At 72.1% G+C, this 12,175-nt stretch carries 11 protein-coding genes and 1 tRNA gene; 11 read left to right on the top strand and 1 reads right to left on the bottom strand.

The window, feature by feature from the left end; translation table 11 throughout:
• Window positions 1-7: 7 nt before the first annotated feature.
• The 5 genes from ACK99Q_RS07510 to ACK99Q_RS07530 all read left to right on the top strand — a co-directional run bounded on the left by ACK99Q_RS07510 (window position 8) and on the right by ACK99Q_RS07530 (window position 5,673).
• Window positions 8-1,105 (top strand): GuaB3 family IMP dehydrogenase-related protein, encoded by a 1,098-nt coding sequence (locus ACK99Q_RS07510; protein WP_410186072.1) that lies wholly within the window; start codon window positions 8-10, stop codon window positions 1,103-1,105.
• On the top strand, window positions 1,102-1,875 hold the full coding sequence (locus ACK99Q_RS07515) for a carbon-nitrogen hydrolase family protein (RefSeq protein WP_410185526.1): 774 nt from the start codon (window positions 1,102-1,104) through the stop codon (window positions 1,873-1,875). Before ACK99Q_RS07510 ends, ACK99Q_RS07515 begins: the two co-directional genes overlap by 4 nt.
• Complete coding sequence (locus tag ACK99Q_RS07520; RefSeq protein WP_410185527.1) at window positions 1,872-2,339, top strand: GNAT family N-acetyltransferase; 468 nt, start codon at window positions 1,872-1,874, stop codon at window positions 2,337-2,339. The genes ACK99Q_RS07515 and ACK99Q_RS07520 overlap by 4 nt, the downstream gene beginning before the upstream one ends.
• Window positions 2,340-2,404: 65 nt before the next feature.
• Window positions 2,405-3,964: a succinic semialdehyde dehydrogenase gene (locus ACK99Q_RS07525; protein ID WP_410185528.1), complete on the top strand. Its 1,560-nt coding sequence runs from the start codon at window positions 2,405-2,407 to the stop codon at window positions 3,962-3,964.
• 11 nt (window positions 3,965-3,975) lie between these two features.
• Complete coding sequence (locus tag ACK99Q_RS07530; RefSeq protein ID WP_410185529.1) at window positions 3,976-5,673, top strand: FAD-dependent oxidoreductase; 1,698 nt, start codon at window positions 3,976-3,978, stop codon at window positions 5,671-5,673.
• A gap of 81 nt (window positions 5,674-5,754) precedes the next feature.
• Here the strand turns inward: ACK99Q_RS07530 and ACK99Q_RS07535 are convergent, their stop codons facing one another.
• The gene (locus ACK99Q_RS07535) at window positions 5,755-6,345 is read right to left on the bottom strand and encodes a 5-formyltetrahydrofolate cyclo-ligase (RefSeq protein ID WP_410185530.1); all 591 of its coding nucleotides are present in this window, start codon (window positions 6,343-6,345) and stop codon (window positions 5,755-5,757) included.
• An 18-nt stretch (window positions 6,346-6,363) separates the two neighbouring features.
• Here ACK99Q_RS07535 and ACK99Q_RS07540 point away from each other — a divergent pair, with 18 nt between their 5' ends.
• From ACK99Q_RS07540 to ACK99Q_RS07565, 6 genes are all read left to right on the top strand, one after another.
• Window positions 6,364-7,740, top strand: a complete 1,377-nt coding sequence (locus ACK99Q_RS07540) for a UTP--glucose-1-phosphate uridylyltransferase (RefSeq protein WP_410185531.1) — start codon at window positions 6,364-6,366, stop codon at window positions 7,738-7,740.
• 27 nt (window positions 7,741-7,767) lie between these two features.
• Entirely contained in the window at window positions 7,768-9,042 is a 1,275-nt protein-coding gene (gene glp, locus ACK99Q_RS07545) for a gephyrin-like molybdotransferase Glp (protein ID WP_410185532.1), read from the top strand.
• The gene (locus ACK99Q_RS07550) at window positions 9,042-9,644 is read left to right on the top strand and encodes a GNAT family N-acetyltransferase (RefSeq protein WP_410185533.1); all 603 of its coding nucleotides are present in this window, start codon (window positions 9,042-9,044) and stop codon (window positions 9,642-9,644) included. The genes glp and ACK99Q_RS07550 overlap by 1 nt, the downstream gene beginning before the upstream one ends.
• Window positions 9,645-9,729: 85 nt before the next feature.
• The gene (locus ACK99Q_RS07555; RefSeq protein ID WP_410185534.1) at window positions 9,730-10,698 is read left to right on the top strand and encodes a hypothetical protein; all 969 of its coding nucleotides are present in this window, start codon (window positions 9,730-9,732) and stop codon (window positions 10,696-10,698) included.
• Between the two features lie 64 nt (window positions 10,699-10,762).
• A tRNA-Ala gene (locus ACK99Q_RS07560) sits at window positions 10,763-10,835 on the top strand.
• Window positions 10,836-10,987: 152 nt separating this feature from the next.
• Window positions 10,988-12,097 carry a hypothetical protein gene (locus ACK99Q_RS07565; RefSeq protein ID WP_410185535.1) on the top strand — a complete coding sequence of 370 codons (1,110 nt, stop codon included), beginning with the start codon at window positions 10,988-10,990 and terminating at the stop codon, window positions 12,095-12,097.
• Window positions 12,098-12,175 lie beyond the last annotated feature (78 nt).

A 12,175-nucleotide genomic window follows, 5' to 3' on the forward strand; every position in this document is an offset into this window, starting at 1 on the left:
CGTGAGCATCGACATCGGACTGGCCAAGCGCGGCCGGCAGGGGTACCACTTCGACGACATCGCCATCGTGCCGAGTCGCCGCACGCGCGACCCGCAGGAGGTGTCGACGCACTGGCAGATCGACGCGTACCGCTTCGACCTGCCGATCGTCGCCGCTCCGATGGACTCGGTGATGAGCCCCGAGACCGCGATCGCGCTGGGCAAGTTCGGCGGCCTCGGCGTGCTGAACCTCGAGGGCCTGTGGACCCGCTACGAGGACCCGCGCCCGCTGCTGGACGAGATCGCGCGCATCGAGCCCGCGCAGGTCACCCCGCGGCTCCAGCAGATCTACAGCGAGCCGATCAAGGCCGAGCTGATCACCGCGCGCCTCCAGGAGATCCGCGACGCCGGCGTCACCGTCGCGGGCTCGCTCTCGCCGGGCCACACGAAGCAGTTCGCCGACGCGGTCGTGAAGGCCGGCGTCGACCTGTTCGTCATCCGTGGCACCACCGTCTCGGCCGAGCACGTCTCGGGCAACGCCGAGCCGCTGAACCTCAAGGAGTTCATCTACGAGCTCGACGTGCCGGTGATCGTGGGCGGCTGCGCCACGCACCAGGCCGCCCTGCACCTCATGCGCACCGGCGCGGCCGGCGTGCTGGTCGGCTTCGGCGGCGGAGCCACCCACACCACGCGCAGCGTGCTGGGCGTCGCAGTGCCGATGGCCTCGGCCGTCTCCGACGTCGCCGCGGCCCGCCGCGACTACCTCGACGAGTCGGGCGGCCGCTACGTGCACGTCATCGCCGACGGCTCGATCGGCCGCAGCGGCGACCTGGCGAAGGCCTTCGCCTGCGGCGCCGACGCCGTGATGATCGGCTCGCCGTTCGCGCGCGCCACCGACGCCCCCGGCAGCGGCTTCCACTGGGGCGCCGAGGCCTGGCACGGCGACCTGCCGCGCGGCGAGCGCGTCGAGATCGGCACCGTCGGCTCGCTCGAGCAGGTGCTCTTCGGCCCCTCGCACGTGCCCGACGGCACGATGAACCTCGTCGGCGCCCTGCGCCGCGCGATGGCCACCACCGGCTACACGGACCTCAAGGAGTTCCAGCGCATCGAGGTCGTCCTCGGGTGACGCTCACCGTCGCGGCCGGCCAGTTCGCCTCGGCCGGCGACGTCGAGACCGACATCGCCACCGTCGTCCGCGCGGTCCAGCAGGCCGGCGGTGCCGATCTGCTGGTGATGCCCGAGCTGTTCCTCGGTGGCTATCGCCTGCCGCCGGTCGTGGTCGGCGAGTCGGATCCGCGCCTGCAGCCGATCGCCGACGTGGCCGCCGCAGCGGGCACGGTCGTGCTCGTCGGTGCGTGCCTCGACGGGCCTGACGGGTTCACGATCTCCACGCTCGCGTTCGGTCTCGGCGACGATCCGTCGGCACGCCGGGTCTACGACAAGCAGAACCCGTGCGGCGACGAGAGCCGGCACGTCGTCCCAGGCGCCGAGAGCGTCATCATCGACGTCCGGGGCTGGGCCGTCGGCCTGTCGATCTGCTACGACGGCTGCTTCCCCGAGCACGCCCGCGCCGTGGCCCTGGCCGGCGCCGAGGTCTACGCCGCCTCGGTGGCGTACTTCGCCGGCAGCGCCCACCGGCGCGAGGTCTACTACCGCGCCCGCGCCGTCGAGAACGGGATGTACGCGGTCGTCAGCGGACTGGCCGGCTCGGTCGCTGGCGCGGACTTCGACGGAGGCAGCGCGGTCTACGACCCCGAGGGCCGCGTCCTCGCCTCGGTCGAGGAGTCCGAGGGCCTCGCGATCGCCACGCTCGACCGCCCGCTGCTCAAGGCCACGCGCGCGGCTCACACGATGCTGGCCGACGTGCGCGAGCCCGGCCCGGTGGTGCGGCGGTGACCGCCGAGATCGTCGAGGTCGACTTCATGGATCCGCGCGTCTTCGACCTGCGCGCCCGCATGGGCACGGAGATGAGCGACCTCTACGGCCGGGTGCGCCACGGCGTCAGCGCGGAGGAGATCACCGCAGACTCGGTGCTCGCGTGCCTGCTCGCCCTCGACGGCGACCGGCCGGTCGGCACGGTGAGCCTGCGCCGGCTGCGCGACCTCGTCGAGATCAAGCGGATGTTCCTGCTGCCCGAGACGCGCGGCACCGGCCTCGCGGCGCGCCTGCTCGCGGCGATCGAGGACCGCGCCCGCGAGGTCACCGACCGCGTCGTGCTGCACACGGGGGAGCGGCAGCGGGCCGCGATCGCCCTCTACGCGCGCTCGGGCTACGAGCCCATCGACATCTACCCGCCGTACGACCAGGTGCCCGAGTCGCTCTGCTTCGCCAAGCGACTGGACGATCCCGCGTCCGTGTAACCCGCGGTGACGTGATGTGACAGTCGTGGTGTCACATGTCTGGTTTCTTCGGTATCGTCCTGTCCATGCCTGATGTCGCCCAGATCACAGTCGCGCCCGAGCGCATCGCCCAGCTCACCGGCCTGATCCGGGCCACGGGCACCGAGACGCGCACCACCGTGTCGCCCCTGAACGGGGCCGATGTCGCCACGGTCCCGGTCTCCACCGACCAGGACGTCCTCGACGCGTTCGCCGCCGCGCGGGTCGCGCAGCTGACCTGGGCGCGCACCCCGCTGCGTCGCCGGAAGAAGGCGCTGCTGCGGCTGCACGACCTCGTCCTGAAGCACCAGGCCGAGCTGCTCGACCTCGTCCAGCTGGAGTCGGGCAAGGCGCGCGCGCACGCGTTCGACGAGGTGCTGCACACCGCGCTGACCGGCCGCTACTACGGCCGTCGCCTGTCGCGCATCCTCGGCCCGCACCGCCGGGGCGGCGTCTACCCCGTGCTCACCAGCGTGCGTCAGCACCAGCAGCCGAAGGGCGTCGTCGGGCTCATCACGCCCTGGAACTACCCGTTGTCCATGGCGCTCGTCGACGGTCTCGCCGCCGTCGCCGCCGGCAACGCCGTGGTGCACAAGCCCGACAGCCAGGCGCCGCTCACCGCCCTGGCGATCATCGAGCTCATGCACCGCGCGGGCTTCCCGAAGGACCTGTGGCAGGTCGTCAGCGGCGCCGGCTCGGTGATCGGCTCGGCGATCATCGCGAACGCCGACTACATCTGTTTCACCGGCTCCACCGCCACGGGCAAGCGGATCGCCGCCCAGTGCTCCGAGCGGCTCATCGGCTGCTCGCTCGAGCTCGGCGGCAAGAACCCGATGATCGTGCTGCCCGGTGCCGACGTCGACCGCGCCGTCGAGGGCACGGTCACGGCGGCCTTCAGCTCGGCGGGCCAGCTGTGCGTCTCGATCGAGCGCGTCTACGTGCACGAGTCGATCTACGGCCGCTACCGCGACGCGCTGGCCGAGCGCCTGTCGCACCTGGCCTACGGCGCGAACGCCGACTGGGAGGTCGAGATGGGCACGCTCGTCTCGCCCGCCCAGCTGGCCACGATCGAGAAGCACGTCGCCGACGCCCTCGACCACGGCGCCACGCTCGTGTCCGGCGGCCGGGCACGCCCCGACATCGCCCCGTGGTTCCACGAGCCCACGGTCCTGGAGGACGTGCCCCCGGAGGCGCTGTGCTTCGCCGAGGAGACGTTCGGCCCGCTCGTCTCGCTCTACCCGTACCGCAGCGTGGGCGAGGCGGTGCAGGCCGCGAACAGCACGGTCTACGGCCTCAACGCCAGCGTGTGGGGACCCACGCGCCGCGCCCGCAAGGTGGCCGAGCGGCTGCGCGCCGGCACGGTCAACGTCAACGAGGGCTTCGCCGCCACGTTCGGCAGCATCGGCGCGCCCATGGGCGGCATGAAGGAGTCCGGCACGGGCCGCCGCCAGGGCGCCGAGGGCCTGCTGCGCTTCACCGAGACCCAGTCGATCGGCGTGCAGCGGGTGATGCCCGTCGGCGGGCCCGCCTTCCTGTCCAAGCGCACGTTCGGCTCCCTGCTGACCGTCGGCCTCGGCCTGCTGCGCCGACTCACCACCCGAGCCTGAGAGGAACGACCATGACCGAGCAGGACTACGACGTCGTCATCATCGGATCGGGATTCGGCGGCAGCGTCTCGGCGCTGCGGCTGACCGAGAAGGGCTACAAGGTGCTCGTGCTCGAGGCCGGCCGCCGCTTCGCCGACCACGAGTTCGCGAAGAACTCCTGGCACCTGCGCGAGTACCTCTGGGCGCCGCGGCTGGGCTGCTACGGCATCCAGCGGATCAACCTGCTGCGCAACTCGCTCGTGCTCGCCGGCGCGGGCGTCGGCGGTGGCTCGCTGGTCTACGCGAACACGCTCTACGAGCCGCTCGACCCGTTCTACGAGGACCCGGCCTGGAGCCACATCACCGACTGGAAGAGCGAGCTCGCGCCGTACTACGACCAGGCCAAGCGCATGCTCGGCGTCAACCCGGTCACCGAGATGAGCCCCGCCGACACGGTCGTGAAGACCACCGCCGAGCGGCTGGGCTACGGCGACAGCTTCCACTTCGCGCCCGTCGGCGTGCTGTTCGGCGAGGAGGAGGGCCGCGACGTCGGCGACCCGTACTTCGGCGGCGTCGGACCCGACCGCCGCACCTGCATCAACTGCGGCGAGTGCATGTCGGGCTGCCGGCACAACGCCAAGAACACGCTCGTCAAGAACTACCTCTACCTGGCCGAGCAGGCCGGGGCCGAGGTGCGCGACCTGACCACCGTGGTCGACGTGCGCCCGGCCGAGGGCGGCTACGAGGTGCACTCGCGCTCCACCCGGAAGTGGCGCGGGAAGAACCCCGTGATCCGGGCCGAGCAGGTCATCTTCTCGGCGGCCTCGCTGGGCACGCAGCGGCTGCTGCACCAGCTGCGCGACGGCGGCAGCCTGCCGCACGTCTCGCAGCGACTCGGCCTGCTGACGCGCACCAACTCCGAGGCCCTCATGGGCTCGGTCGCGATGAACCGCGACGTCGACTACACGCGCGGCGTGGCGATCACGTCGTCGATCCACCCCAACGACACCACCCACATCGAGCCCGTCCGGTACGGCAAGGGCTCCAACGTGATGATGTTCGTCCAGATGGTGCTGTCCACTGACGGCAGCGGCCATGGCAAGCCGAGCGTGCTCACGGTGCTGAAGAACATCGTGAGGATCGCGCCGCGGCTGCCGAAGCTCTACGACGCGTTCCACTGGTCCGAGCGCACGGTCATCGCGCTCGTGATGCAGGCACGCGACAACTCGATCACCACCTACACGAAGCGGCGGCTGTTCGGCGGCCGCAAGATGACGACGAAGCAGGGGTCGGGCGAGCCGAACCCCACCTACATCCCGGAGGCGCACCGCGCGGTGACCGAGATGGCCGACTACATGGACGGCGTGCCCGGCGGCATCGTCACCGAGCCGATCGGCATCCCCATGACGGCGCACTTCCTCGGCGGCTGCGCGATCGGCGACTCGCCCGAGACCGGGGTCATCGACCCCTACCAGCGCCTCTACGGTCACGAGGGCCTGCACGTCATCGACGGCTCGGCGATCAGCGCCAACCTCGGCGTGAACCCCTCGCTCACGATCACGGCCCAGGCCGAGCGCGCCGTGGCGATGTGGCCGAACAAGGGCGAGGCCGACCAGCGACCCGCGCTGGGCGCGGCCTATCGCCGCATCGAGCCGATCCTGCCGAAGAACCCGGTCGTCCCCGATCAAGCCCCCGCGGCCTACCGCCTCCCGATCGTCGCCGTGTCCTGACCGCTCCCGCCTCCGGCGGGCCAGATCCGTAGCGGTATCCACCCTTTCTCGGCCTCAACCGCCCGAGAACGGTGGAGACCGCTACAGATCTCGGTCCCGGGAGGGACGGAAGACGCCTGCGGGCGTGAGGACGAGGTCGACGGGGTGGTCGTGCGCCTCGTGCGGCACGTGCTCGACGAGCTCGTCGTCGAACACCACGGCGCAGACGACGCCGGGGAAGCCGGCGAGGGCGCGGTCGTAGTAGCCCGCGCCCCGGCCGAGCCGGTTGCCGGCGTGGTCGACGGCGAGTCCGGGCACGAGCGCGACGTCGCACGTGGCCAGCGCTCCGGCCCCCAGCGGGGGACCGGTCGGCTCGGGCACCCCGAGCGCCCCCACGCTCACCGCGCCGGGCTCGTGGACGACCCAGTCCATCGACCGGTCGGGCCGGCCGAGCGGCACCAGCACCTCCACACCGCGTCCCGTGAGCAGGTCGATCAGCGGCTCCGTGCCCGGCTCGCTGGGCAGCGAGAGGTACGCGGCGACCCGGCGCGCGCGCACCAGGGCGGGCAGCGCGGCGGCGTGCAGGGCGATCGCCTCGGCGGCGCCGGCCCGGTCGGCGGTCGTCCGATCGCGCCGCCGCGCGGCCAGGAGCCGACGGAGGTTCGTCTTCTCACCCGTCACGGACGCCGACATGGCGCTAGCCTAGGGCCGATGAACGCACTGGCTGCCGCACAGGACAAGATGCGCTCGGTCGGGCTGCCCGAGCAGGCGATCGACGTCTTCACGGCGTTCTACCACCAGCTCGAGGAGGGTGCGTCCGGCCTCATCGCCGAGTCCGAGGTCGAGCCGCTCAAGGACGTCGCGAGCATCCACTCCCTCGACTACGACACCGAGACCCTGCGCCGCGCCGCCGCCGAGACGGTGGTCATCAAGCTCAACGGCGGCCTCGGCACCACGATGGGCATGCAGCAGGCCAAGTCGCTGCTGCCGATCAAGCACCGGCTGAGCTTCCTCGACCTCATCGTCGACCAGGTCTGGCACGTGCGCGCCACGCTCGGCGTCGACCTGCCGCTGCTGTTCATGAACAGCTTCCGCACCCGCGACGACACCCTCGAGGCGCTGTCGCGCTACCCCGAGCTGAAGGTGGGCGACCTCCCGCTCGACTTCCTCCAGAACCGCGAGCCGCGCCTCGACGCCGAGACCCTCGAGCCCATCGAGTGGCCCGACGACCCGTCGCTCGAGTGGTGCCCGCCCGGCCACGCCGACCTCTACACCGCCCTCGACGCCTCGGGCGTGCTCGACCAGCTGATCGAGGCCGGCTACCGCTACGCCTCGATCTCCAACGCCGACAACCTCGGCGCCGTGCCCGACCCCGCGATGATGGCGTGGTTCGCCGAGACCGGGGCCCCGTACGCCGCCGAGGTCTGCCGCCGCACGCCGGCCGACGTCAAGGGCGGTCACCTCGTGGTGCGCCGGTCCGACGGCCGGCTCATCCTGCGCGAGACCGCGCAGATCGCCCCCGAGGACCGCGAGGCCGCGGCCGACCTGTCGGTGCACCGCTACTTCCACACGAACAACCTCTGGTTCGACCTCCACGCGCTGCGCGCCGAGCTCGACCGCGCGAAGGGCGTCCTCGACCTGCCGCTCATCCGCAACCAGAAGAACGTCGACCCCACCGATCCCGACAGCCCCGAGGTGATCCAGATCGAGTCCGCGATGGGCGCGGCGATCTCGGTGTTCGAGGGCGCCACGGCGATCGAGGTCGACCGCGCGCGCTTCCTGCCGGTCAAGACCACCGACGACCTGTTGCTGCTGCGCTCCGACGTCTACGACGTGGGACCCGACTACCAGATGCGCGCCCGCGTGGACGACGTCCCGGCCGTCGACCTCGACAAGCGCTACTTCAAGGCGATCGGCGAGTTCGACAAGCGGCTGCCGTTCTCGGTCGGCCTGCTGTACGCCTCGTCGCTCACGGTGCGCGGCGACTGGAGCTTCGGCGAGGGCGTCGTGGTGCGCGGCGACGTGGTCCTCGAGGACGAGGGCCGACCGCGCCACGTGGCGTCCGGAACGGTGCTGTCCGGGATCTAGGGCGGAACGGCCGTTAGGCTGGCACGCATGTCGTCAGGACAACTGCCTCCGCGGACGCGTCCCGTCAGCGTCGCCCCCGGCCGCCTGACGGTCGAGGACCACCTCGAGACCATCCTGCGGGGCGTCGGACCCCTCGCGGCCTATGACCAGCCCGTCGTCGAGTCACTGGGCCTCACCCTCCACGAGGACGTCCTCAGCGACGACGACCTGCCCCGGTTCTCCGCCGCCGCGGTCGACGGCTATGCGGTCAACGCCACCGACGTGGTCGGGGCCCGCCCGGGCGAGCCCGTCGAGCTGCCGGTCGTCGCCGAGATCGTCCCCGGCCTCGGCAAGCCCTTCGCCATCAGCGGCGGCTCGTGCGTGCGGATCATGGCCGGTGCGCCACTGCCGCGCGGCGCCGACGCCGTCGTCCCCGCCGACTCCACCGACGGCGGCCGCACGAAGGTGGCCATCGGCCGCGCCGTCCTGGCCGGGTCGGGCGTGCGGCACGCCGCCGGCGATCTCTCCCGCGGCGCCGTCGCGCTGCCCGAGGGCGCGGTGCTCGGCCCCCGCGAGATCGGGCTGCTGGCCGCGATCGGCCGCGACCGCGTGCGCGCCCGCCCGCGTCCGCGCGTCGTCATCATGTCCACGGGCCGCGAGCTGCGCGAGCCCGGGGCCCACCTCGACGCCGACTCCGTCCACGACGCGAACTCCTCGATGCTGGCCGCCGCGGTGCGCGACCTCGGCGCGATCGCCTACCGCGTCGGCGTCGTCGACGACGACCCCGCGCACTTCAAGCGCGTGCTGTCCGACCAGCTCGTGCGCGCCGACCTCGTCGTCACCACCGGCGGCATCACCGGCGACGAGCGCGCGCTGGTGAAGCGCACGCTCACCGAGGTCGGCGAGGTCACCTTCTCCGACGTCGCGCTGCACCCGGGCCGCACCCACGGCTTCGGCCGCGTCTTCGACGAGCAGACCCCGGTCATCACGCTGCCGGGCGACCCGGTCTCGGCGTACGTCGGCTTCGAGGTCTTCGTGGTGCCGGCGATCCGTCGCATGCTGGGCCGCACGCCCTACCGCCGCCCGCAGGTCCACGCGGTGCTGGCCGAGGACCTCACGTCCGACACCGGCGTGCGCGAGTACCGGCCGGCGTTCTTCGAGGTCACGCACCGTGGTGCGAAGGTCACCCCGCTGCCGCACGCCGGCCCCCACCTTGTCGGCACGCTCGCGAAGGCCAACGCCCTGATCGTGGTGGGCGAGGACGAGAGCGCGCTGCACCTGGGCGACACCGTCCGCACCCTCGTGCTGGACCGCAACTTCTGATGGCACGCGGGTGGCCGGCCACGCTGTCGGACGGTCTCGTCGGCGTCCGTCCGCTCGTGCGCCGCGACGCCTCCACGTGGGCGCGGCTGCGCTCCGAGAACGCCGACTGGCTCGGCCAGTGGGAGGCCACGCTGCCGCGCGGCGAGGGCAACGCGCCCGAGTCGTACGGCGCCACGATCGCCACCCTGCGGCGCCGCGCGCGCGAGGGCTCCGCGATGCCCTTCGCGGTCACGTGGGCCGGCGACATGGTCGGGCAGGTCACCGTCAGCGGCATCACGCGCGGCTCGGCGCTGTGGGCCAGCATCGGCTATTGGGTGGCGCGCAGCCACGCGGGACGCGGCGTCACCCCCACGGCGGTCGCGCTCGTGTGCGACCACCTGTTCGCGAAGGCCGGCCTGCACCGCATCGAGATCTCCATTCGTCCCGAGAACGCCGCCAGCCTGCGGGTGGTGGAGAAGCTCGGCTTCGAGGAGTTCGGCCTCGCGCCGCGCTACCTGCACATCGCGGGGGAGTGGCGCGACCACCGGATGTTCCAGCTGCTCAAGGAGGACGTGCCGCACGGCGTCCTCGCGCGGCTCCGCGGGGACCGTCCCGCCCACTGAGTCCGACGGGGCCTGCGTGAACTCTGGTGCGACACACCCGGCAGGCTCCCACGGATCGAGCGCGTCACGACCTACGGTTTCAAGCGTGGGTTCCAGCGGATTGATCGTCGCGTTCGTCGTCGCCTTGTGGGCGGCGTACTTCGTGCCGCTCGTCCTGCGTCGCTACGACGAGGCGGGCAAGAACTCCTCCCTCGACCAGGACGGCCCCACGCGCCGCGTGGTCGAGCCGCGCCGCACCGCGGTGGCCGCCGAGGAGCGCCCCGCCCCGACCGTCACGAAGAAGGTGGCCCCGACCGTGACGAAGCGCGCCGAGCCCGCCACCCCCTCGACTTCCCCTCGCGTCGACCGGACTTCTCCGGCGGTCGACGCGCAACGTCCGCGCGTCACGCGCGAGGCCGCCAGGATCGCCGCCCGCCGTCGCCGCACCGTGCTGCTGACGCTCGTGGCCGTGCTCGCGGTGCTGACCGGCGTCACCGTCGCCAGCCTCGTCCCCGTGTGGACGCCGGCGATCGGTGTCGGCCTGATCGTCGCGTGGCTGGTGCTGTGCCGTGTCATGGTGCGTCAGGAGCGCGGCATCGCCCGTCGCTCCTCGCAGGGCCGGATCGTGCGTGGCCTGCGGGCCGTGCCGTCGTCCGTCGTCCGCGTCGTCGGCTGGGCCTCGGGCCGGGTCACGTCCGACCGCTCCACCGCCGTCGGGGGCACCGCCGCCGACGAGGAGATGACCATCGTCGTCTCCGACCAGGTGGAGGATCTCGCGCCCGAGCGCCGCAACGTCATGGAGACCGACGCGCCGCTGGCCGCCGACGCCCTCGACGAGCAGCTGCAGATCGCGGTGCCCAGCGTCTCGGCCACGAGCGGCGAGCCGCTGTGGGACCCGCTGCCGATCACGGTGCCCACCTACGTGAGCAAGCCGCGCGCGGGCCGCACCGTGCGCACGATCGAGTTCGGCCAGCCCGGCGCGTGGACCTCGGGTCACGTCGAGGGCGAGCAGACCGAGCTGCCCGGCATGGACGAGGGCGACGCGGGCTCCGACCAGCGCGCCGTCGGCCACTGAGCCGCTCACCCACCCCCGCAGGAGTGACACCGGGGACCGTGTTGCTATCCTGATGTACGACCTTGGGGCATTGGCGCAGTTGGTAGCGCGCTTCGTTCGCATCGAAGAGGTCAGGAGTTCGAATCTCCTATGCTCCACGTCATCGACGCCCCCGGACCCGGTCCGGGGGCGTCGCTCACTTCCCGGCCTCGGGCGCCTCATCCGAACGTCCTACACGCCATGGTTCCTTGGGCCCAGCTTGGCGGAAAAGGACGACGCACCCGCACCACGCGCCCCTAGGCTCACGCGCATGATCCCGCAGAAGTCCCAGTACCGAGTCCTGCCCGGACTCCTCGGCGGAGCCCTCGTCACGGGCGCTCTCGCCTTCGCCGCACCCGTCGCCACGGCCGCTCCGGCCGCCGCGCCCGGCGCCAAGGTCGTCGTGCTCAACGACCCCAACTTCGTCGACACCATCGCCCTGTCCGAGGTGCCCACCAACGAGGGCCACGAGGCCGCGAACATGATCGTGGGCCTGCGCGCCGACGGCCACACGGTCACCGAGCTCACCACCAGCACGCCCGCCGCCATCACCGCGGCGCTGAAGGGCAAGGACACGCTCGTCGTGCCCGAGCTCGAGCGTGACGCGTGGGCGCAGAAGATCGGCTCCGCGAGCCGCAGCGCCGTCAAGTCCTTCGTCCGCAACGGCGGCACCATCGTGGTCGCGTCGGACTACGAGTACACGCTCAACACGCTGTTCGGCTACGAGATCGAGACCTCGGGCGACAGCGAGTGGACCAAGCGCGCCCCCGTCGGCAGCCCGTTCCGTGGCGGCCCGGCCGTCCTGCCGGACAACAACGGCTCGAACTCGGCCCAGATCTCCACGCTCCCGGCCGGCGCGGTCGTCGAGTACGCCGACTCCGACAACGACAACGCCGGCGTCTTCACCAAGCGTGAGGGCAAGGGCCTGGTCGTCTCCCTCGCCTGGGACTGGTACTGGGCGGCCCCCGCCCAGGCCGACGGCCAGGACGGCGGCTGGCGCAGCATCCTGGACACCTCGGTCCGCACCGGCATCAAGCCCGCCGTCGCTCCGAGCAACGTGTTCAAGCTGCCCAAGCCCTCCGGCTACTCCCGCGCCGCCGCGGTCAAGCTGAAGCTCGACCTGCCCGGCGCCGGCAAGGTCAAGGTCGGCCCGTCGAAGAAGGGCACGCTGAAGACCGTCACGAAGAAGGTCGGCTCCTCGGGCGACACGTCCGTCTGGGTCAAGCCGTCGGGCTCGACGATCAAGAAGCTGAAGAAGAAGCTCAAGGCGAGCGGCAAGTCCGCCGTCTCGACGAAGCTGCGCGTCAAGGCCACGTACACCCCGACCGGCGGCAAGCCGCGCACGGTCACCCGGGTCTACGTGTTCAAGCTCCAGCGGTAGCTCGAACCCCCACCGGCGCGGTGGATCGTGGCCTCGGCCACGGTCCACCGCGCTGTCGTTCGCGGGGGCGTAGGCTCG

It is taken from the genome of Aeromicrobium sp. MLTX1, from assembly GCF_046452335.1.
Classification (GTDB): Bacteria; Actinomycetota; Actinomycetes; order Propionibacteriales; family Nocardioidaceae; genus Aeromicrobium.

Coding starts and splice junctions, on each gene's coding strand:
- ACK99Q_RS07550 (WP_410185533.1), top strand. CDS start 9,042: ATGGCACGCGGGTGGCCGGCCACGCTGTCGGACGGTCTCGTCGGCGTC.
- ACK99Q_RS07525 (WP_410185528.1), top strand. CDS start 2,405: ATGCCTGATGTCGCCCAGATCACAGTCGCGCCCGAGCGCATCGCCCAG.
- ACK99Q_RS07540 (WP_410185531.1), top strand. CDS start 6,364: ATGAACGCACTGGCTGCCGCACAGGACAAGATGCGCTCGGTCGGGCTG.
- glp (WP_410185532.1), top strand. CDS start 7,768: ATGTCGTCAGGACAACTGCCTCCGCGGACGCGTCCCGTCAGCGTCGCC.
- ACK99Q_RS07530 (WP_410185529.1), top strand. CDS start 3,976: ATGACCGAGCAGGACTACGACGTCGTCATCATCGGATCGGGATTCGGC.
- ACK99Q_RS07565 (WP_410185535.1), top strand. CDS start 10,988: ATGATCCCGCAGAAGTCCCAGTACCGAGTCCTGCCCGGACTCCTCGGC.
- ACK99Q_RS07535 (WP_410185530.1), bottom strand. CDS start 6,345: ATGTCGGCGTCCGTGACGGGTGAGAAGACGAACCTCCGTCGGCTCCTG.